The sequence below is a fragment of the Corynebacterium sp. ACRQK genome, assembly GCF_022345965.1.
GTDB lineage: Bacteria > Actinomycetota > Actinomycetes > Mycobacteriales > Mycobacteriaceae > Corynebacterium.
This window is the reverse complement of the sequence record NZ_JAKRMU010000004.1, coordinates 230,566-251,318: the sequence shown is the minus strand read 5'-3', so window position 1 is coordinate 251,318 and position 20,753 is coordinate 230,566. Positions and strand designations below refer to the sequence as shown.

The window sequence follows — 20,753 nt, the reverse complement described above, 5'->3', positions numbered from 1 at the left end:
CATGTCTGAAACCAACGCACCGATGATTGCCATCAAGAACGTGTGGAAGCGCTACGGCCGACTCGACGTTCTGAAAGGCATCGACCTGGAAGTCCCCCGCGGTGGAGTGACCTGCCTGATCGGTCCCTCCGGCTCCGGTAAGTCCACCCTGCTGCGCTGTGTGAACCACCTAGAGAAGGTCACCTCCGGGCGGATCGAAGTAGACGGCGAGCTGATCGGCTACCGCGAAAAGAACGGCAACCTCTACGAACTGACCCCGAAGCAGGCAGCGGCGCAGCGCGTGGACATTGGAATGGTGTTCCAGCACTTCAACCTGTTTACCCACCGCACAGTGCTGGAGAACATCATCGAGGCACCCGTGCAGGTGCGCGGCGAAAACAAGGACGAGGCAATCGAGCACGCCCGCAAGCTACTGGACCAGGTGGGGCTCGCCCACAAGGCCGACGCCTACCCGGTGCAGCTCTCCGGCGGACAACAGCAGCGCGTGGCCATCGCCCGCGCGCTAGCGATGCGACCGAAGCTGATGCTCTTCGACGAGCCGACCTCCGCGCTGGACCCCGAGCTGGTCGGCGAAGTGCTGAACGTAATGCGCCACCTGGCCGACGACGGCATGACAATGCTGGTAGTCACCCACGAGATGGGATTCGCACGCGAAGTCGCCGACGAAGTTGCCTTCATGGACGGCGGCGTGATCGTGGAGCACGGTCCGGCCGCGGAAGTCATTGGAAATCCGCAGCACGAACGCACCCAAGAGTTCCTATCGAGTCTGCTCTAAGGGTGAAAATGAGGGGGCGTCACTAAGAAGGGTAAGGGGTTGTCCGGGGCCGTGTGTAAGGTGAGCGGCGCTCGGACAAGAAGGGGGCAAAAATGGATGCCGACGAGATGCGGCGAATGTGCAACAGGGTCGACGTGGCGTATGCATACAGCGTGATCGACGACCCAACCGTGGCGCGGATACAAGCGCTGCGGAAGGCGGGGACAGCGGATGCAATAGTGTTCTCACACGCGGCGCAGATACTCGCCGTGATGAACATGCTCGGGCTGGCGGCGCTGAAAGCCGGGGTGATCGGCGTGCGTCACCTCGAGCAAGTCTGGCGGGTGCGCAACGCCTACGCGGCACAGCTGACGGAGCCCGATGAGGCGGGGCAGGCGATCATGGACATGGAACAGTTCAACCGCTACCTGGAAAAACACGCGGTGGACTGCATCAGCGCACGCGAGGAAGGGCCGACGGCGAAAGAACTTGGCGAATACCTGTGCGAAGTGATCGCGCGGGACTTCCCCACCCCATTTGCCGAAGGCGAGAAAGCCGCGGCGGAGGAACGCTCCGCGACCAAGGGATCTGTGACGACGCTGGGCGGGACGGCCGAACTTTCCCGGTGGACGCTGAACATGCCGAAAGACCAATCGCAGCGCATGTGGGAAGCTGTAACGAAGAAGGCGAAAGTGCTGGCCGGGGAGCTAGACTGCGACCTCGCACAAGCACGAATGGACGTGATCGCGGGGCTGATCAGCGGCGAAGAAACCAACACGGTAGTGCACGTGCACGTCTTCCGGTGGGAAGGCGGCCCAGGGTTCATCCCGGGAGTCGGGGCGATCAGCACCGAACAGGCCGACATATACGAAAGCTTCGCCACGCGCGTAGACAGCGTGACTGTGCCGCCGGCCGTGGAACAGTACACACCCAGCAGAGAAATGAAGGAATTCCTCGTCGGCCGGGACGGCACCTGCCGCTTCCCCGGGTGCGAGCACCCCGCGCCGATGTGCGACAAAGACCACATCGTGCCGTACAACCACACGGCCCCTTCGGCTGGCGGCGCTACGGATGTCCGAAATATGCAGTGCCTTTGTCGCACCCACCACAACCTGAAAACCAACGGGCAGTGGCGCGCAAGCACTAGCGACGGCGGTTGGACAATCAAGTGGGTGAACCACCATGGAGAGCAGTTCACCACCCACGCGAGAGGAGTTATACCGAAGCCACAGTAACGTGCCAAGGCACGCGGGGTGTGCCAGGGTCGTCCTGGACCTGGCGCAGAATCAGCTCGGCGGGTTCCTTCTCGCGAACGGTGAGAAGCTCGGCGAAGTGCATCGCTAGGCCGGAGACGGAGCCGATGTCATAGCGGACAACGTCGACGGATAGTTCAGCGCCGGTGGCGGGGTCGTTGCCCTCGTCGGGGCTCTCGCCGAAAAGCTCCACCCAGGTAGTGACCAGTTCGGGGTCTGCAGCTTGCCCGGACTGGAGATTCAGCGTGCCCTCGAACGCTTCACCCAGGGCGGAGATCATGGAGCGGAAATCCTGCTCGATGGCGGCCAGCTGCTCCTGGTTAGCCAGCAGCCTGAAAATAATCTTTGGCATTCCCCTAGTTTGGCAGCACGCAGCAGCGAACAGCAAGCACGGCGGTGTGATCGATAGAACAGGAAACCTACTAGAATGTGTGCCGTGATTGGTTCCCATGCTTCGCACCCCGCGCCCGTACCGCCCCTGACTACCCTGCCGGACGGAACGATCAAACAGGTCAACCCGTTTTCCGGAACCGAGGTGTGGACCGTACCCGGCCGCGGCAACCGCCCCATCGCCGAGCACCGCCCAGAGGTGCGCACCGTCGGCGACCGCGACTCCGCCACCGCATTCGGCCTGAACCGCAAGCTGGACACCCCGCCAGAGAAGTCCCGCCTGGTACTCGACGAGGACGGCCAAGCTCACATCCTGCGCGGACTGCCGGTTAGCAAGCTGGAGGAAACCGAACCGCTGTTCCGCCGTGTGGCGAACCTCTTCGAGATCCTGACCTACGACTACTGGCTCCTGAACTACGGCTACCGGATGAACCCCGCAGCCGCTAAGCACATGACCGACTACCTGGCCGAGGAAGCCGGCCAGAACCACATCGAGCAGATCCTCCGCGCCAAATGGTCCGCCGGTGGCACCACGCAAGAAGAACTCGACGAGCTCTTCTCCCCCGAGAATCGCCTACAGACCCTCTACGAAAAGAGCGCCGGGCTCTTCGCCGGCGGCCACGACGTGATCATCGCCCGCGACCACTACGTTCCCGGCGCAGACACCACCGACCAGTTGGCCTCTAGCGGCACTCTGGGCTGGGAGAACCACCGTCACTTCATCGCCTTCACCGTCGACGGCATGGATCGCCTCTACCGCGCCAACCGCTACGTCCGCTACGTCGCTGCGTTCCAAAACTGGCTCGCCCCGGCAGGCGCCAGCTTCGAGCACCTCCACAAGCAGCTCGTTGCCATCGACGAGCACGGCCTGCAGAACGAGTTGGAGATCGCCCAGGTTCGCGCGAACCCGAACATGTACAACGAGTGGGCCGTCGACTACGCCGCCCGCCACAACCTCGTCATCGCGGAGAATGACCACGCCATTGCGTTTGCTGGTTTTGGGCACCGCTGGCCGACCCTCGAGGTTTTCTCCAAGTCCGCCACGACCGAACCGTGGCTGATGTCTGACGCCGAACGCGATGCCGTCTCGGATTTGGTTCACGCCTGCCACGTCGCCGCCGGGCCACACATCTCCTGTAATGAGGAGTGGCTGCACCGTCCCCTCGACGTTGACGTCCCGATGCCCTGGCGCATCGTCATTAAGTGGCGTGTGTCCACCATGGCCGGTTTCGAAGGCGGCACGAAGATTTTCATCAACACCATCTCCCCGGCGGACCTCCGGGAGCGCGTGCTCAATTCCCTGGTTAAGGCTCAAGAGGAAGGCCAACTAGCCCCGGGCATCCGCCTCGGCGACGACTGCGCCACCCGCCCCAACATGCTGAAGTACAACCCGGCCATCCGCTAATCCGCTAGAAAGGACAAGTTTCGCTTTGCGCAACGCAGATATTGCAGAGTTCATCGCAAACCACGGTGTGGATCTGAGCTGGCAGGATAGCTTCTACCAGTGGATGCACGAGAACCCCGAGTTGTCGTTGCAGGAAGAGCAGACCGCCAAGCACATTACCGCGCGGTTGGCGCAGATGGATTGCGAGGTAACCACGGGTATCGGGGGTTATGGCGTCACCGCCGTGTTCCGTAACCCGAGCAGCGAGGCAACCAGCACCGACGAGCCGACCATCCTCATGCGCGCCGATTTCGATGCCCTTCCCGTGCAGGAAACAACGGGCCTGCCTTATGCCTCCAAGAACGACGGGGTCATGCATGCGTGCGGCCACGACATGCACGCCGCGGCGCTCATGGGCCTGTGTGCGGTTCTCGACGAGCGCCGCGATGCCTGGCACGGCACTTTCATTGCGCTGTTCCAGCCCGCGGAGGAAGTCACCGCCGGCGCCAGCAACATGATTAACGACGGCCTGGCGGAGAAAATCCCCACCCCTGATGTGTGCCTGGGCCAGCACGTCCTACCTGGCCGCCTCGGCACCGTGATGTCCGCGCCCGGCCCGGTGCTGGCGGCCTGCGACACGATCACCATCAAGCTCTACGGTAAGTCCTCCCACGGCTCGCGCCCGCAGGAATCAATCGACCCGACGTTCCTAGCCGCGATGATCGTCGTGCGCCTGCAGGGCATCGTCGGCCGCGAGGTCGCCCCGTCGGACTTCGCCGTCATTACGGTCGGCACACTTTCTTCCGGGCACACTAACAACACCATCCCGGAAGATGCCACGCTGGTGTTGAACTGCCGCTTCTACGACACGGAGGTGCGCGACCAGACTTACGCTGCCATCGAGCGGGTCGTCCGCGCCGAGTGCGATGCCTCCGGCTGCGAAGTTCCGCCCGAGTTCGAGTACTCCGCCCACGGCGAGCTCACCGACAATACCCCCAGTACGTTCGAGCACGTACGCCCGGTGTTTGACGCGGTCTTCGGGGAGGATTCTATTGACGCCGAACCCTGGACAGCCTCCGAGGACTTCTCGGAGATTCCCCGCCACTTCGGCGTGCCTTACCTTTTCTGGACTATCGGCACCACGGATCCGGAGCTGTGGGCTTCCGGGGATCCGGTGCCAGGTAACCACCACGGTGCTTTCGCCCCGCGCATCGAGGCGCTGGGCACCTCCACGGACGCGGCGTTGGCCGCGACGTTAAGTTACCTCTTCCGCTCCTGACCCAGCAGGTGCACCTGGATCATGTTGGTGTTGCCGGAGATTCCGGGTGGGGAGCCGGCGACGACGACCATCATGTCGTCGTACTTGTATTGCGGCATGGCCAGCAGGTGGTGGTCGACAGTGTCCATCATCTCGTCGGTGGACTTCACGTCTTCGATGAGGAACGTCTCCACGCCCCACGTCAGTGCCAGCTGCGAGCGCACGGCCTGCGACGGCGTGAACACCAGCAGCGGCAGGTGGGAGCGTAGGCGCGCTACGCGCTTGGCGGTATCGCCGGAGGAGGTGAAGGCTACGAGTGCCTTCGCGTTCAGGCGCTCGCCGATGTCCTTTGCCGCGTAGGAAATCACGCCGCGGCGGGTGCGCGGGCGGTGCGTCAGCGGCGGCACTTCCCCGTCGATCTCTGCGGCGCGCACGATGCGGGCCATCGTCTCCACGGTGGTGATTGGGTGCTTGCCGATGGAGGTCTCGCCGGAGAGCATCACGGCATCCGCGCCGTCGAGCACGGCGTTGGCCACGTCGGAGGCTTCGGCGCGCGTCGGACGGGAGTTTTCGATCATGGAGTCCAGCATCTGCGTTGCCACGATCACCGGCTTGGCGTTCTCGCGGGCGATCTGGATGGCGCGCTTCTGCACCAGCGGCACGTCTTCCAGCGGCACTTCCACGCCCAGGTCACCGCGGGCGACCATGATGGCATCGAAGGCCAGGATGACCGGCTCCAGCGCATCGACTGCCTCCGGCTTCTCCAACTTGGCGATCACCGGCACGCGCCGGCCAACTTCGTCCATGATGTCGCGCACCAGTTCCACGTCGGAGGGGCTGCGCACGAAGGACAGGGCGATGAAGTCCACGCCCAGCTGCAGGGCGAAGCGTAGATCCTCGGTGTCCTTCTCGCTCAGTGCCGGCACGGAGATGTTCATGCCCGGCAGGGAAACTCCCTTGTTGTTGGAAACCGGGCCACCCTCGGTGACTTCACATACGACGTCGTTGCCGTCGACTTCCTTGCACACCAGGGCGATCTTGCCGTCGTCGACCAGCAGGCGGTCGCCGGGGCGGGCGTCGCGAGCCAAGCCCTTGTAGGTGGTGGACACGCGGTCGTGGGTGCCCTGCACGTCGTCGACGGTGATGCGTACGGTCTCGCCGGTCGCCCAGACGGTTGCGCCCTCTGCGAAGCGTCCCAGGCGGATCTTCGGGCCTTGCAGGTCGGCGAGGACACCGACGGCCTTGCCGGATTCATCGGTGGCCTGTCGAACCCAGTTGTAATTCTGCTCGTGGTCTGCGTGCTCGCCGTGGGAAAAGTTGAGGCGCGCAACGTTCATTCCTGCGTCTACGAGCCCGCGAATCTGCTCCTTCGAAGCGACCGCGGGGCCCAGGGTGCAAACAATCTTGGTTCTTCTATTCACGGACTCGAGGATAGCCCCGCTCCGTTGTCCCCGCTACTTCGCTTCTTCTTTTGTGACGCCCTCAGCCTTGCGTTGCTGCACCGTCCACCAAACAAACAATGCTGTCGCGGCGAGGAACACCACTGCGGAAACCACAGCGTTGATGCGCACGTCGCCGAACACGGTGGTGGCCGCGTCTGTGCGCATGTTTTCAATGAAGAAGCGGCCGAAGGTGTAGCTCATGACGTAGAGGGTGAACAGCCTGCCCCCATTCACGCGCCAGTAGCGTTCCGCGACGAGCAGCAGCACGACCACGAGCAGGTTCCAGATCAGTTCGTAGAGGAACGTCGGCTGGACTGTGGCCAGCACTTCCCCGGTGGAGTGCCCGGTAATGGGCGCGGAGTAGCCGTTTTCGTCCACACGGCGGTAGATTTCCAGCGCCCAGGGGGCGTCGCTGGGTCCACCGTAGAGTTCCTGATTGAACCAGTTGCCGAGCCGACCGATGGCCTGCGCCAGCGGTACCGTCGGCGCCACGGCGGCGGCGAAAGTACCCAGCGGCAAGCCTTTGGCCTTGAATAGCAGCCATACGGCCAGGGAACCAAGTACGACTCCGCCCCAGATCCCCAAGCCACCATTGGTGATGTTGAACACCTGGGTGGGGTCTTTGCCCTCGCCGAAGTATTTATCGTGATCGGTGATCACGTGGTAGATCCGGGCGCCGATGATGCCCGCGGGCACGGCGACGAGCAGCGCGTCGACAGTGACTTCCGGGTCCCCACCGAGCTTCGCGTAGCGGCGCCGGGTCCAGAGGTAGGCCACGATCACGCCCGTGAGGATGCACAGCGCGTAGGCGCGGATGGGAATGGGGCCTAGCTCCCAGACCCCCTGCGGTGGCGAAGGAATGGCCGCCGCGATCATGCGCGAACGCCTCGCGCCAGCTCTGCGGCCAGCTCGCCCAGGTTGCCGTCGGCTGCGGCCTGAATCAGCGCGGAGCCGACGATCACGCCGTCGGCGTAGGAGGCGATGTTCGCCGCATGCTCGCCGGTCTTCACACCCAGCCCCACTGCCACCGGCAGGTTCGTGGCCTCGCGAACGCGGGCGACCAGCTCCTCAGCGGAACTGGAGACCTCGTCCTGCGCGCCCGTCACACCCATGTGGGATGCGGCGTAGATGAAGCCGTTGCCGGCGTCAACAGTAAGGGCCATGCGCTCCGGCGTGGTGGAGGGCGCGACGAGATAGACCGGCGATAGGTCATTGACCTTGCAGGCCTCCGCCCAACGCTCAGCTTCCTCCGGCAGCAGGTCCGGGATGATGGAGCCCAATCCCCCGGCGGCGGCCAGGTCGGCGGCGAACTTCTCCGGGCCGTACCGCAGCACGGGGTTCCAATAGGACATGATGACGGCCTGGCCGCCCGCCTCGGTGACGGTACGGACGACGTCGAGTGTGTCCTTCACCCGGAAGCCGTTGGCCAGCGCCTCGTTGGCGGCGGCCTGGATGGTGGGGCCGTCCATCATCGGGTCGGTGAACGGAATACCCACCTCGATCAGGTCGGCGTGCTGAGCCAGCTCGGCGACGAGCTCCTTGGACTTAGCCACCGTGGGATACCCGGCCGGGAAGTAAGCCACGAGTGCGGCTCGCCCCTCGGCGCGCGCGTCGGTGAAAACCTTAGAAAGTCGGGAGGTCATGGGTTAGCCGTCCTTCTCGCTCTTCTGGTCCAGCATGTCGAACCACTTCGCGGCGGTGTTGACGTCCTTGTCGCCGCGGCCGGAAATGTTCACAATCAGCGTGGCGCCCGGCTTCTCCGCAGCCACCTTGATGGCGGCGGCGACGGCGTGGGAGGACTCGATGGCGGGGATGATGCCTTCCAGGCGGGTCAGCTGCTTGAAGCCATCCATGGCCTCGGAGTCGGTGATCGGCAGGTAGCGGGCGCGCCCCTCCGCGTGCAGTTTAGAGTGCTCCGGCCCCACGCCCGGGTAATCCAACCCAGCGGAGATGGAGTGCGATTCGATAATCTGCCCGTCCTCGTCCTGCATCAGGTCGGCGAAGGCTCCCTGGAACACGCCCTGCAGCCCCAGGTTGATCGGCGCGGCGTGGCGACCGGTCTCCACACCGTCGCCCGCGGCCTCAGCGCCGACGATGTCCACGCCTTCGTCCTCGATGAACGGGTGGAACAGTCCGATCGCGTTGGAACCGCCGCCCACGCAGGCCACTACGGCGTCGGGCAGCTTGCCGGTTTCGGCCAGCAGCTGCTGGCGCGCCTCCACGCCGATCACGCGCTGCAGGTCGCGCACCATCTGCGGGAATGGGTGCGGGCCGGCGGCGGTGCCGAAGCAGTAGTAGGTGTCGTCGGCGTTGGAAACCCAGAAGCGCATGGCCTCGTTGATCGCGTCCTTCAGGGTGCGGGAGCCGATCTCCACTACCTCCACGTGGGCACCGAGCAGGCGCATGCGGGCAATGTTGAGGCCCTGCCGTTCGGCGTCCACAGCCCCCATGTAGATCCGGCATTCCAGGCCGAGCAGCGCACAGGCCGTCGCCGTGGCCACACCGTGCTGGCCTGCGCCGGTCTCCGCGATCACACGAGTCTTGCCCATGCGCTTGGCCAGCAGCACCTGCCCCAGCACGTTGTTGATCTTGTGGGAGCCGGTGTGGTTCAGGTCCTCGCGCTTCAGCCACACTTCTGCGCCCACGGCCTCAGAGAAGCGGGCGGCGTAGTACAGCGGCGACGGGCGGCCGGTGTAGGTGCGGTGCAGCTCGTCGAGCTGGTCCAGGTACCCCTGGTCCGAGCGGGCCTTCGCCCAGGCGTCGGTGATCTCCTCGATCACGGCCATGAGGGCCTCGGGGATGTAGCGGCCACCGAAATCACCCCAGTGTCCGCGCTCGTCGGGCTCGTGGTGGGTGGCGGTCGCCAGGATCTCGCCTACCGTCGGCAGGGTCTTGCCTTGCGCGTCGGCGTTCTTGAAGGTCTTCTCGGTAGTCACAGTTTTATATGCTATCGCTTAGGAATTCTTTTGGGGGCAGGCTGGGTGTTTTCCCGCTGCGGCGAGGTCCCGGCACGCCTGGGCGGGGTTACCTGCGGTGACCAGGCCTTCGCCGACGAGCACTGCGTCCGCGCCCGCTGCGGCATAGGCGTTGAGGTCGTTTTTATTCTTGACGCCCGACTCTGCGATCTTCACCACGTCGTCCGGAAGCAGCGGGGCGATTTTGCCGAACACCTGCGGGTCGACATCCAACGTCTTGAGATTTCGGGCGTTGACGCCGATGACCTTGGCACCGGCGGCAACAGCGCGCTCGGCCTCTTCGGCGGTGTGCACTTCCACCAGGGCGGTCATGCCCAGGGACTCGGTTCGATCCAGCAGGGATTCCAGGCGCTGCTGTTCGAGTGCAGCGACGATGAGCAGCACAATGTCCGCGCCGTGCGCCCGGGCCTCGTGGATCTGGTACGGGTTCACCGTGAAGTCCTTGCGCAGCAGCGGAATGTTCACCGCGCGGCGCACCGCGTCGAAGTCCTCGAGGGAGCCCTTGAAGCGGCGCTGTTCGGTGAGGCAGCTGATGGCGGTGGCTCCGTTGTCCTCGTAGGTCTTCGCCAGCACTTCGGGATCGGTGATCTCGGCGAGGTCCCCCTTGGAGGGGCTGGCGCGCTTCACCTCGGCGATGAGGCTGACCCCGGGGGCGGCCAGCGCGGCGTGGGCGTCGAGAGCCGGTGGTGCGTCCAGGGACATGGCCTTGATCTCCTTGTATGGGATCTTGGCTTCCCGCTCGGCCTGGTCTTCTAGCACACCGGCGATGATCTGGTCGAGAACAGTCATGTGTGTCACACTCCTGAGCTTATCGCCCCTGCTTGGTGCGGGAGAAATCGGATTCTTCGGTCGGATCCACCCCCGCATCCAGGGCATCCCACAGCACGCGGGTTGAATCTGGATTCTCCGCGAGGTCCTCTTCCGCGTCCGCGCGGCGCACCTCCGGGGTCTCGTAGCGGCTATGTCCCTTGGATTCCTGGCCGGGCCGCAGAATCAGGATCGCGCCGCCGACCACGCCGATCGCCGCTGCTAAAAGCACCAGCACGATGCCCAGCGGGTGCACATCCCCGCTGATCACTCGCGCCCACTCGGAGATCTGTACCGGGTCGGATTCCTTCTGTGTGGCCGCGCCACTTCGCAGCAGACTCTGGGCGCGGGCCAGGTCCACGTCGCTGCTCAGCAGCTGCACGGCGCGGAAGCTGGCGGTGGCCGCCAGCGCGACGATCACCACGCCCAGCACCCGCCGGACCATGGGCTGCACGGCCATCGAAAGGATAAGCGCGGCCACCATCGCCAGCGCCAGCGGCACCAGCGCGGGGTCCCACACGGATCCTACGAGCTCCTTGGTGGAGGCCCCGGCCTTGTCGTCGTCGACGGCCACGGTCACGAACTTCAGGCGGCTCGCGCCCCACAGGCCTGCTGCGCTCAGCACTACGCACAGTAGCGCGATCTGCCGGATGCGCTTGGCCTTCTGTGTTACGTCCGCTGTTACGTCCTCTGCCGTGCTCTTGCTCACTGTTTCTCCCCTGCGTTCTTCATGGTTTCCGCCGCAGCCACTGCCCGCAGCACTGCCGCGGCCTTGTTGCGGGTCTCCAGGTCTTCAGCCTCCGGGTCGGAGTCCGCGACGATTCCCCCGCCGGCCTGGACGTACACGGTGCCGTCCTTGTACAGCCCGGTGCGGATGGCGATGGATTGGTCGGTGTTGCCGGAGAAGTCGAAGTAGCCGACTGTGCCGCCGTACACTCCGCGGCGCGTGTCCTCCAGCGTGTCGATGATCTTCAGCGCCGAGGGCTTTGGCGCGCCCGACAGGGTGCCGGCCGGGAACGTCGCATTGAACGCATCCACTGCCGTCTTCCCTGCGGCCAGCTTTCCGCTAACCCCGGAGACCAAGTGCATGACCGCTGAGTAGCGTTCCACGTGGCGGAAGTCGTGCACCTCCACCGTGCCGGGCTCGCTGACCCTTCCGAGGTCGTTGCGACCCAGGTCCACCAGCATCAGGTGCTCGGAGTTTTCCTTCTCGTCGTTGACCAGCTCGCGTTCGAAAGCGAAGTCCTGCTCCACCGTCTCGCCGCGCGGCCTGGATCCCGCGATGGGGAACGTCGTGACATTGCCGTCACGGACCTGCACCAGCGATTCCGGGGAGGAGCCGATGATGTGGAACGCGGTGGCGTCAAAACCCTCTGTAGGCACGTTAACAAGGAACATGTAGGGCGAAGGGTTCGATACCCGCAGCATGCGATAGATGTCGATCGGGTCGACGTCGGTCTTCATTTCGAAGCGCTGCGACAGCACCACCTGGAACGCATCGCCGGCCTTAATGTGCTCCTTGACCTTGCCGATGCGCTCGCGGTGGTCGTCGTAGGTGCGCTGCCTGCGGTACTTAGGCGTGGGGGTTTCGAAGGTAGTGACGCCCCCTGCCGCGCCCGTGGCCAGCCGTTCCACCATGGTGTCTAGCCGTTCCACGGCCTCGGCGTATGCCTCGTCCACCCGCTCGTTGGAGTTATCCCAGTTGATCACGCTGGCGATCAGCCAGATGGTGCCTTCGTAGTGGTCGACGACGGCCATGTCCTCCACCAACAGCTGCACCATGTCGGGAATGTTCAGGTCGTCGGTGCAGGTATCCGGCACGGATTCGATGTAGCGGATCATGTCGTAGCCCATGTAGCCCACCAGGCCGCTGGTCAGCGGCGGCAGCCCTGGCATCGGGGCGGTCTGCAGGTGTGCCAGCGTGTTGCGGATCGCATCCAGCGGGTCGGTGCCTGCCGGGATGTCCACCGGAGGCTGGCCGATCCAGCGTGCCGCGCCGCCGTCCACGCTGTCCTTGGCTGTCAGGGCGCAGCGGGCGCCGGTGCCGATGAAGGAGTAGCGATCCCACGACTGGCCGTGCGCCGCCGATTCCAGCAGGAACGTGCCGGGCCGCCCGTCGGCGAGTTTCCGGTAGGCGGACAGGGCGGTCTCTCCGTCGGCGAGGACCTTGCGAACCACGGGCACCACGCGGTGCTTTGCCGCAAGCTCGCGGAAAGTCTCAAGGCTTGTCAGGTCGCCGATGGACTTACTGGAAGTGTTGTCACCCATGTCTGACATGTTAGGCCAAGCGGTCGGCGTCAAAACAAGTGCGGTCGCCGGTGTGGCAGGCCGCGCCAGTCTGCTCAATCTTCAGCAGCACCGTATCGCCATCGCAGTCCAGACGCACTTCTTCGACGCGCTGGGTGTGGCCGCTGGTCTCGCCTTTGATCCAATAGGACTGGCGGGACCGGGACCAATAAGTGCCCTTCTTGGTGGCCAGGGTGTGGGCCAGGGCGTGGTCGTTCATCCACGCCATCATCAGCACGTCGCCGTTGATGATGTCCTGCACGATGGCGGGGACTAAGCCGTCAGCGTTAAAGCGGACGCGCTCGGCGATGGCGGGGTCTAGCTCGTAGGTTGCCGGGTCTGTGCCGCTCACAGCCGCACCTCGTAGCCCGCATCGGCCAGGGCCTGCTTGACCTCGCGGATCTCGACCTCGCCGAAGTGGAAGATGGAGGCCGCCAGCACGGCATCCGCGCCGGCCTCGACGGCGGGCGGGAAGTGTTCCGGGGCGCCCGCACCGCCGGAGGCGATGACGGGGATGGAGACAGCCTTGCGCACGGCCTGCAGCATCTCGATGTCGAAGCCGGCCTTGGTGCCGTCGCCGTCCATGGAGTTCAGCAGGATCTCCCCTACGCCCAGCTCCTCGCCCTTGCGGGCCCACTCGATGGCATCCAGCCCGGCGGATTTGGTGCCGCCATGGGTGGTGACCTCAAAGCCGGAGGGGTACTTGTCCGCCTCCGTGGGGTCCTTCACACGGCGGGCGTCCACGGACAGGACGATGCATTGCGCGCCGAAGCGCTGGGAAAGTTCGCGCAGCAGCTCGGGGCGGGCGACCGCCGAGGAATTGACGCTGACTTTGTCGGCACCGGCGCGCAGCAGGGCGTCCACGTCCTCCTCGCTGCGCACTCCCCCGCCGACGGTCAGCGGGATGAACACCTGGTCGGCGGTGTGGCGTACTACGTCCAGCATGGTGCCGCGGCCGTCCTTGGACGCGGAGACGTCCAGGAAGGTCAGCTCGTCGGCGCCCAGTGCGTCGTAGCGCTTGGCCAGCTCCACGGGGTCGCCAGCGTCGCGCAGGCCCTCGAAGTTCACGCCCTTGACGACGCGCCCGTTGTCCACGTCCAGGCACGGGATAACGCGCACGGTAACACTCATCGGATGCCCCCTCGGTCGCGGATCTCCTGGGCGTTGCGGGCGGCGGTGCCGATCGGCACGGCCTGAATGTGCTGCAGGATGGTGGCGTGTACCTCCGGCTCGCCCGCGACCAGTCCGGAAACGCCAGGACGCCACGGGTTACCCGCAAAGTCGGTGGCAACGCCGCCGTTTTCCTCCACGGCGAGGATTCCCGCCGCGTTGTCCCACAGGTTCGGACTGAACGTGACAGTACCGCCGAACACTCCGGCGGCGGTGAAAGCCAGGTCGATGCCCACCGAGCCAGTGACGCGCATGCGCGGGTAGGACTTGCCGATCTCGTTCAGCATGTCCTGACGGTAAGAAATCGGCAGGTTACCGCGTCGCTGCGACAGGATGGAACCGAAGCTGATCTGCGTCACACCCGGATCCGATGGCGGCATAGCGCGGGCCGGGTGGCCGTCCACCAGCAGCCCCTCGCCCCGGCGAGCGGTGATGCGCTTGCCCAGCAGCGGCATCTCGGTGACGGAGACCATGGTCTGCCCCTGGTGCACCAGGGAAACCAGGATGCAGGCAAAAGGATTTCCCACCGCGTAGTTGGCGGTGCCATCGATGGGGTCCACGACCCAAAAGGTCTCCGGCAGTTCCTGGTCCCCGGCTTCGAGAGACTTACGGCGCGGGCCGTCCAGGCCGTCCGCCATCGCGTCGTTGGGGTTCGGCTCGGTAATGTTCTCTCCCGGGATCTCGCCGGGGCGCACCGTGCCGAACTCCTCGCCGTGCACGGGCAGGCCGGTGTATTGCGTCAGCAGCGTGCGCAGCTGACGCTCGACGCTTAAGTCCGCCTCGGTGGCGAAGTCGCCGGGAGACTTGATGACCTCCGGCTCCGCGCCGACGGCGGCCGTAAACGTCGTCTCGGCCTCGTCCACCGCCGCCTCGGCGATGGCCAGCAGCGAGCGGGTATCCAGTTCCTCCGGGGACAGTCCGTGGAAAGCTGTCATTAGCTGTCGATCCCCCTTGCCGCCTCCAGGGCCTCCTCCAGGGTGAACTTGCCCGCGTATAGTGCCTTGCCCACGATCGCGGAGTCTACGCCCTCGTGCACCACGGCAGCCAACGCGCGGATGTCGTCCAGGCTGGAGATTCCGCCGGAGGCCACAACCGGCGCGTCAGTGGCAGCCGCCACCTCACGCAGCAGGTCGATGTTCGGGCCGTTCAGCATGCCATCTCGGCTGACGTCTGTAACCACCAGGCGGGAAACGCCCTGGGAATCCAGGCGCTCCAGCACCTCCCACAGCTCGCCGCCGTCAGACGTCCAGCCGCGACCGCGCAGGCGCCATTCGCCGTCGATCTCCCGGGTATCCAGGCCGATGGCCACCTTGTCGCCGTAACGGGAGATAACGGACTCGCACCAGTCCGGGTCCTCCAGCGCTGCGGTGCCGATGTTCACGCGGCGGCAGCCGGTGGACAGGGCGCGCTCCAGCGACTCGTCGTCGCGGATGCCGCCGGATAGCTCCACGTTTACGTCCAGCTGGCCGGTGACCTCCTTGAGCAGTTCGAAGTTGCTGCCCCGGCCGAAGGCTGCGTCGAGGTCCACCAGGTGGATCCACTCCGCGCCCGCGTTCTGCCAGGCCAGGGCGGCCTCGATCGGTGCTCCGTAGCTGGTTTCCGTGCCCGCCGCGCCCTGTACTAGGCGGACGGCCTGGCCGTCGGCTACGTCGACGGCGGGAAGCAGGGTCAGGGCACGGGAATTATCAGTAGAAGCCATAGGGAGAATCCTAACGTGTATCGAGGCCGGCGAAGATTAAATCAAAGAAAACTAGTGCTATTTCTAGAGCTAGAGCGTCTCCACCCAGTTCTGCAGCAGCTTAAGCCCTGCCTCGCCGGACTTCTCTGGGTGGAACTGTGTAGCCCATAGCGGACCATTTTCCACGGCTGCGACGAAGCGGCTGCGGCCGTGACTCGCCCAGTGCACCAGCGGCGGTTCGGTGCGTCCATCAGTCAGCAGCTCCCACTCCTGCACCCCATAGGAGTGGACAAAGTAGAAGCGCTCGGACTCCCCGATCCCGGCGAACATCTTCGTCGTCTCGGCCGCGGGCTTGCCCAGCGCGCTAGCCGACGAGCCATCGCCGACCTCCACGGTATTCCACCCCATGTGCGGCAGCACGTCGGCATCCAGTTTCTCCACGGTGCCGGGCCACTCGCCCATGCCCTCCGTGAAGGCTGCCTCCCCCGCGCCTGTCTCTTCCGTGCCTTCCGCGAACTCCACTCCCCGGTCGAAGAGAATCTGCATGCCCACGCAGATGCCCAGCACCGGGCGCCCGCCCGCCAGTCGCTGGCCGATCAGACGATCCCCGTACACGCTGTGCAGCTGCTGCATGCACGCGCTGTAGGCGCCCACGCCCGGCACCAGCAGCCCATCGGCCCGCTGTACCGTCTCCGGGTCGCGGGTCACCTCAACCTCGGCACCCGCTCTTTCAACCGCTCGCTGGGCGGAGCGTACGTTTCCGCTGCCGTAGTCCAGGAGGGCGACATGTGGGCGTCGAGAAGAAAGAGAAGAATTCATAACTGGTTATCCTAGCCGGACTTACCCGGGCGCAGCTCACGCCGTCGCACTCGACGCAATGTTTCGCGCACATTGCCGTACTCGGCGACGCGGTGACGCCCCACAATCCGGTCGAGGACAGCCACCATAAAACCAAACGCGGCGACCACCCCGGCGGTAATGAAGGCCCCCTGATAGGTCAGCGCACCGGCCACAAAGCCCAGCAAGATCGCGCCCACACCGGTGCCACCATCGAAGGTCATGTTCCACAGCGCCGAGGCCTTAGCGGACTCGGCCCTGGGCAGGCGGTCGAACAGCATCAGCAGCGCCTCGGTCTGGTTGATGCCGAAGCCCGCGCCGAAGAACGCTGCGGACAGCAGCGACCAGAGCAGCAGCAACCCGCCCGTGGGGTGCACGGCCAGCATAATCGCCGCAGAGGCCAAACCCACCATGCACAGCACCAGACCCAGCGCGTTCAGGCGGCCCGGCTCGCCCACGCGGTCGGCGTACCAACCGCTAAACAGGCGGGAACCGATCTGCATCAGGCCCACCACGCTCAGCGCCAGGCCGGAGATGGTGGCGGCCACTGCCGCATCGATCTCACCTGCGGCGGGCGCCAGGAACGTGCTGAACCCGGCGAAGCCCACAGCGGCCGCGCCGATGGAAAGCCCCGGCACGGTGGCCAGCTTCCACGTGGCTACGCGCGGAGCCTCCGGCGTGTAGTCCGTCTGCGAGGTTGCGTTGTCGGGAATATCGGCGGCCACACCGGGCGAGTTCTCGCGCTCGACCTTCGGCAACTGCAGCGCAGCCAGGGCACCCACCGCCGAGTACAACGCCGCGGCCGAGCACACTCCGACCAGGCCGAAGCTGCCGTAGAGCCACATACCCAGCGGGAAGCTAATCAGCTGCGTCACGCCCACCGTCGCGCCGAACACGCCGGAGGATCGGCCCACCAGGCGCGGCGGCACCAGCTCCGCGATCAGCGCGGCCTCCGTCACCGTCACCGCACCGAAGCCCACGCCACGCACGGCGGCGATGGCCAGCACCGTCACCGCGGACATGTCGGCCACGTACACCAGCGCCGGGAAGCCCAGCAGCAGTGCAGCTCCCAGCATCACGGGCGCATAGCCCACGGCGCGCAGCAGGCGCGGGGTGAAAGCCTGCGTCAACACGGTAGCGGCCATGAACACACCCGTGGACAGGCCCGCCACGCTATCGGTTCCGCCCCCATCGATCACGGCCAGGGGGATGACCGGCAGGAGTAGCGCCCAACCACCGAACGCACAAAAGACCGACACCAGTGTGGCGATAAGGCCGGGGGCCTTCCACACGGAATCGATCTTTTCTAATTCTTCAATGGTCAGCGCCTTCGGGCGCGCCATTACAGAGTTCCCTTGGTCGACGGAACCCCGCCCACGCGCGGGTCGTCCTCCACCGCGGCGCGCAGCGCGCGGGCCACGGCCTTAAACTCCGCCTCGGTGATGTGGTGCGGGTCGCGGCCGTACAGGCAGCGCACGTGCAGGGCAATGCGCGAATTCAGCGCCAGCGTCTCGAAGAAGTGCTGATTGATGACGGTGGCGTAGTGCCCGCCAATCACCGCGCTGAGCATCTGCTCCGGCTCCCCCACGCCCACGTAGTACGGGCGACCCGATACGTCCACGGCGGCGTGCGCCAGCGTCTCGTCCATCGGGATGAAAGCATCGCCAAAGCGGCGTATGCCCGCCTTGTCGCCCAGTGCCTGCGCCAGGGCCTGGCCCATGACGATGGCGGTGTCCTCGACGGTGTGGTGCGCGTCGATCTCCACATCACCGCGGGCGTGCACCTTAAGGTCGAAGGAGCCGTGTGCGCCGAGGGCGGTCAGCATGTGGTCGAAGAACGGCACTCCCGTGTCGATGTCGGTCTTGCCGGTGCCGTCCAGGTTCCACTCGACCTGGATGTCTGATTCTTTGGTGGCGCGCTGGGCCTTCCCGATGCGCGGGGTGGGGTTCGTGGCCACGGTGGCTTTACACCTACCTCTCTGCTCTTGCTGTCTGAAACTCTTGAAACGTCTGTCTAATGTGTCTAATCGTCCATCATCTTGGCGGCGGCGGCAAGAAACGCATCGTTTTCCTCCGGCAGCCCAACGGTCGCGCGCAGCCAGCCGGCCACGCCGACGTCGCGGATCAGCACCTCCTGGTCCAGGAAGCGCTGCCACACCGTGGCCGAATCGCCGACGTGTTCAAAGCCGCCAAAGAACACGAAGTTCGAGTGCGAGTCGATCACGTCGTAGCCCAGCTCGCGCAGGCGGGCAACCACTCGGTCGCGTTCCTGGCGTAGCTTCGCCACAGTCTGCAGCGTGGCCGCGGAGTGTTCCAGCGCCACTTCCGCCGCCGCCTGCGACAGGGTCGCAAGGTGGTACGGCAGGCGCACCAGCATCACGGCCTCGATAAACGCCGGGTGAGCCACGAAATAGCCCAGCCGCCCACCGGCGAAGTCGAAGGCTTTGGACATGGTGCGGGAGACCACCAGCTTGGTCGGGTACTGCTCGAGCAGCCCTACTGCACTTGGCTCGTCAGAGAACTCCGCGTAGGCCTCGTCGACGATCACGATGCCGGGAGCTGACTGCAGGATCTTCTCGATGTCGGCCAGCGGCGTGCTGTTGCCGGTGGGGTTGTTGGGCGTCGTAATGAAGATAACGTTCGGCTGGCGCTCGTCGATGGCGGCAACCGCCTCGTCGACGTCGATGTCGAAGCGGTTCTCTGCGCGGCGCTCGACCGAAATGAACTCCGTTTGCGTGCCCGCCGCCAGGATCGGGTGCATGGAATAGCTCGGCACGAAGCCCATCGCGCTGCGCCCAGGGCCGCCGAATGCCTGCAGGAGCTGCTGCAATACCTCGTTGGAACCGTTGGCTGCCCATACCTGTTCTTTAGTGACGCCCACACCCGTCTGCTGGCTCACGTACGCCGCTAGAGCCTCGCGCAGCCCCACTGCGTCGCGTTCGGGATAGCGGTTCAGCTGCGTGCCCAGCTCCGCCACGCGGCGGGCGATGCCCTCGACAATCTCCGGCGACGGCGGGTAGGGGTTTTCGTTGGTGTTTAGCTGGTTGGCTACGGAAAGCTGTGGGGCTCCGTAGGCGGACTTGCCGCGCAGCTCTTCGCGCAACGGCAGGTCGGCCAGGGAGATCTGGTTGTTCTGCTCGGCCATGGTCTAGGCCTCCGTTCCGTTGGTGTTTGCGGTGTTGGTGCGTGCTGTGTTTGTACGTGCGCTGATGGCTTCGCCGTGGGCGGGCAACCCCTCGGACTTAGACAGGGTGATCACCGTGTCGGCCACGCCCCGCAGGCCTTCCTCGTTGTAGTCGATGACATGCACAGACTTCAGGAAAGTCAGCGTGGAAAGCCCCGAGGAGTGCCGCGCCGTGCCGGAGGTCGGCAGCACGTGGTTGGAGCCCGCGGCGTAGTCGCCCAGCGGCACCGGGCTGAAACGGCCGATGAAGATCGCGCCGGCGTTGGTGATCTGCGCTGCAACCGCGTGGGAATCCTCAGTGTGGATCTCCAGGTGCTCGGCGCCGTAGGCGTTCGCCGCGCGGATGCCCGCGGCGATGTCGTCCACCAGCACCACCCCGGACTGCTGCCCGTTGAGGGCCTCGGCGACGCGCTCGGAGTTTTCGGTGATGTGGTAGCGCTCGTTCATCTCGGCCACGACCTCGTCGGCCAGCCTCTCGTTGTCCGTGATCAGCACGGAGGCCGCCATCGTGTCGTGTTCGGCCTGACTAATCAGGTCGTAGGCGATCTCCACCGCGTTGGCGCTCTCGTCGGCCAGCACGGCGATTTCGGTCGGCCCAGCCTCGGAGTCGATGCCCACCACGGAGCGGCACAGCCGCTTGGCGGCGGTGACGAAGATGTTGCCCGGACCGGTCACCATATCCACCGGCTCCAGCTCCTCGCCGCCTTCTGCCGTGGAGCCGTGCGCGAGCAGCGCCACTGCCTGCGCCCCGCCGACAGCCCAGACCTCATCCACGCCCAGCAGCTTGCAGGCCGCCAGCACAGTCGGGTGCGGCCAGCCGCCCTCCTGCGGCGGGGAGGCCACCACGAGGGACTCCACCCCGGCCTCCTGAGCTGGCACGACGTTCATGATCACGCTCGACGGGTACACCGCGTTGCCGCCCGGCGCGTACAGGCCTACGCGCTGGACGGGGATGAAACGCTCGGTCACAATGCCGCCCGGTGCAACCTCCACCTGCTTGTCTTCAGGTCGGATGGCGCAGTGGAATGCACGCACCCGCTTGATGGCTTCTTCGAGTGCTGCGATCACATCGTCGGCCAAAGTCCCCACGGCGGCGTCAATAACCTCTGCAGGAACCCGCACCGAATCCGGGGTCACGCCATCGAAGCGCTGCCCAATCTCCAGCGCCGCGCGTGCCCCGCCCTCGCGCACCTGGTCGACGATCGGTGCGACGGTGGGGATCACCGAGTCCACGTCCGTTCCCCCGCGCGGCAGCCGATGGCGCAGCTCAGCGGTAGTCGGGGCCTGTCCCCGCAGATCGATCCGGCTAAAGTCCAGCTGGGCGCTAGTCATCGTG

21 protein-coding genes are annotated in these 20,753 nt (G+C 65.5%); 4 read left to right on the top strand and 17 right to left on the bottom strand.

Going from position 1 to position 20,753, the window contains the following annotated elements; genetic code table 11:
* Nucleotide 1: 1 nt before the first annotated feature.
* Together MHX63_RS06555 and MHX63_RS06550 are read left to right on the top strand one after the other, a co-directional pair.
* Complete coding sequence (locus tag MHX63_RS06555) at nt 2–775, top strand: amino acid ABC transporter ATP-binding protein (RefSeq protein WP_269944676.1); 774 nt, start codon at nt 2–4, stop codon at nt 773–775.
* Nucleotides 776–867: 92 nt separating this feature from the next.
* On the top strand, nt 868–1,989 hold the full coding sequence (locus tag MHX63_RS06550) for an HNH endonuclease signature motif containing protein (RefSeq protein WP_239387778.1): 1,122 nt from the start codon (nt 868–870) through the stop codon (nt 1,987–1,989).
* On the opposite strand, the gene MHX63_RS06545 is transcribed toward MHX63_RS06550, so the two are convergent.
* Entirely contained in the window at nt 1,970–2,359 is a 390-nt protein-coding gene (locus MHX63_RS06545; protein WP_239387777.1) for a hypothetical protein, read from the bottom strand. The two genes, MHX63_RS06550 and MHX63_RS06545, sit on opposite strands and share 20 nt — an antisense overlap.
* 75 nt (nt 2,360–2,434) lie before the next feature.
* Here MHX63_RS06545 and MHX63_RS06540 point away from each other — a divergent pair, with 75 nt between their 5' ends.
* Together MHX63_RS06540 and MHX63_RS06535 are read left to right on the top strand one after the other, a co-directional pair.
* Nucleotides 2,435–3,802 carry a DUF4921 family protein gene (locus tag MHX63_RS06540; RefSeq protein ID WP_239387776.1) on the top strand — a complete coding sequence of 456 codons (1,368 nt, stop codon included), beginning with the start codon at nt 2,435–2,437 and terminating at the stop codon, nt 3,800–3,802.
* 25 nt (nt 3,803–3,827) lie between these two features.
* Nucleotides 3,828–5,060, top strand: coding sequence for an amidohydrolase (locus tag MHX63_RS06535; protein WP_239387775.1), 1,233 nt, complete (start codon nt 3,828–3,830; stop codon nt 5,058–5,060).
* Here the strand turns inward: MHX63_RS06535 and pyk are convergent.
* From pyk to hisD, 16 genes are all read right to left on the bottom strand, one after another.
* Complete coding sequence (pyk, locus tag MHX63_RS06530; RefSeq protein WP_239387774.1) at nt 5,042–6,460, bottom strand: pyruvate kinase; 1,419 nt, start codon at nt 6,458–6,460, stop codon at nt 5,042–5,044. The genes MHX63_RS06535 and pyk overlap by 19 nt on opposite strands.
* Before the next feature lie 33 nt (nt 6,461–6,493).
* Nucleotides 6,494–7,357: a prolipoprotein diacylglyceryl transferase gene (gene lgt / locus MHX63_RS06525; protein WP_239387773.1), complete on the bottom strand. Its 864-nt coding sequence runs from the start codon at nt 7,355–7,357 to the stop codon at nt 6,494–6,496.
* Nucleotides 7,354–8,124 (bottom strand): tryptophan synthase subunit alpha, encoded by a 771-nt coding sequence (trpA, locus tag MHX63_RS06520; RefSeq protein ID WP_239387772.1) that lies wholly within the window; start codon nt 8,122–8,124, stop codon nt 7,354–7,356. The genes lgt and trpA overlap by 4 nt, the downstream gene beginning before the upstream one ends.
* Nucleotides 8,125–8,127: 3 nt before the next feature.
* On the bottom strand, nt 8,128–9,417 hold the full coding sequence (gene trpB / locus MHX63_RS06515) for a tryptophan synthase subunit beta (RefSeq protein ID WP_239387771.1): 1,290 nt from the start codon (nt 9,415–9,417) through the stop codon (nt 8,128–8,130).
* Nucleotides 9,418–9,435: 18 nt separating this feature from the next.
* Nucleotides 9,436–10,245, bottom strand: a complete 810-nt coding sequence (trpC, locus tag MHX63_RS06510; protein ID WP_239387770.1) for an indole-3-glycerol phosphate synthase TrpC — start codon at nt 10,243–10,245, stop codon at nt 9,436–9,438.
* Nucleotides 10,246–10,264: 19 nt separating this feature from the next.
* Complete coding sequence (locus MHX63_RS06505; protein WP_239387769.1) at nt 10,265–10,972, bottom strand: TIGR02234 family membrane protein; 708 nt, start codon at nt 10,970–10,972, stop codon at nt 10,265–10,267.
* On the bottom strand, nt 10,969–12,540 hold the full coding sequence (locus MHX63_RS06500) for an anthranilate synthase component I (RefSeq protein WP_239387768.1): 1,572 nt from the start codon (nt 12,538–12,540) through the stop codon (nt 10,969–10,971). The genes MHX63_RS06505 and MHX63_RS06500 overlap by 4 nt, the downstream gene beginning before the upstream one ends.
* 1 nt (nt 12,541) lies before the next feature.
* The gene (hisI, locus tag MHX63_RS06495; protein ID WP_239387767.1) at nt 12,542–12,901 is read right to left on the bottom strand and encodes a phosphoribosyl-AMP cyclohydrolase; all 360 of its coding nucleotides are present in this window, start codon (nt 12,899–12,901) and stop codon (nt 12,542–12,544) included.
* On the bottom strand, nt 12,898–13,680 hold the full coding sequence (gene hisF / locus MHX63_RS06490; protein WP_239387766.1) for an imidazole glycerol phosphate synthase subunit HisF: 783 nt from the start codon (nt 13,678–13,680) through the stop codon (nt 12,898–12,900). Before hisF ends, hisI begins: the two co-directional genes overlap by 4 nt.
* Complete coding sequence (locus tag MHX63_RS06485) at nt 13,677–14,654, bottom strand: inositol monophosphatase (RefSeq protein WP_070489060.1); 978 nt, start codon at nt 14,652–14,654, stop codon at nt 13,677–13,679. Before MHX63_RS06485 ends, hisF begins: the two co-directional genes overlap by 4 nt.
* Nucleotides 14,654–15,418, bottom strand: a complete 765-nt coding sequence (gene priA, locus MHX63_RS06480) for a bifunctional 1-(5-phosphoribosyl)-5-((5-phosphoribosylamino)methylideneamino)imidazole-4-carboxamide isomerase/phosphoribosylanthranilate isomerase PriA (RefSeq protein WP_239387765.1) — start codon at nt 15,416–15,418, stop codon at nt 14,654–14,656. Before priA ends, MHX63_RS06485 begins: the two co-directional genes overlap by 1 nt.
* A gap of 69 nt (nt 15,419–15,487) precedes the next feature.
* Nucleotides 15,488–16,216, bottom strand: a complete 729-nt coding sequence (hisH, locus tag MHX63_RS06475; protein WP_239387764.1) for an imidazole glycerol phosphate synthase subunit HisH — start codon at nt 16,214–16,216, stop codon at nt 15,488–15,490.
* A gap of 11 nt (nt 16,217–16,227) precedes the next feature.
* Complete coding sequence (locus tag MHX63_RS06470) at nt 16,228–17,577, bottom strand: MFS transporter (protein WP_239387763.1); 1,350 nt, start codon at nt 17,575–17,577, stop codon at nt 16,228–16,230.
* The gene (hisB, locus tag MHX63_RS06465) at nt 17,577–18,191 is read right to left on the bottom strand and encodes an imidazoleglycerol-phosphate dehydratase HisB (RefSeq protein WP_005295849.1); all 615 of its coding nucleotides are present in this window, start codon (nt 18,189–18,191) and stop codon (nt 17,577–17,579) included. Before hisB ends, MHX63_RS06470 begins: the two co-directional genes overlap by 1 nt.
* A 65-nt stretch (nt 18,192–18,256) precedes the next feature.
* Nucleotides 18,257–19,378: a histidinol-phosphate transaminase gene (locus MHX63_RS06460; RefSeq protein WP_239387762.1), complete on the bottom strand. Its 1,122-nt coding sequence runs from the start codon at nt 19,376–19,378 to the stop codon at nt 18,257–18,259.
* A gap of 3 nt (nt 19,379–19,381) precedes the next feature.
* On the bottom strand, nt 19,382–20,749 hold the full coding sequence (gene hisD / locus MHX63_RS06455) for a histidinol dehydrogenase (protein ID WP_239387761.1): 1,368 nt from the start codon (nt 20,747–20,749) through the stop codon (nt 19,382–19,384).
* Between the last annotated feature and the right edge of the window lie 4 nt (nt 20,750–20,753).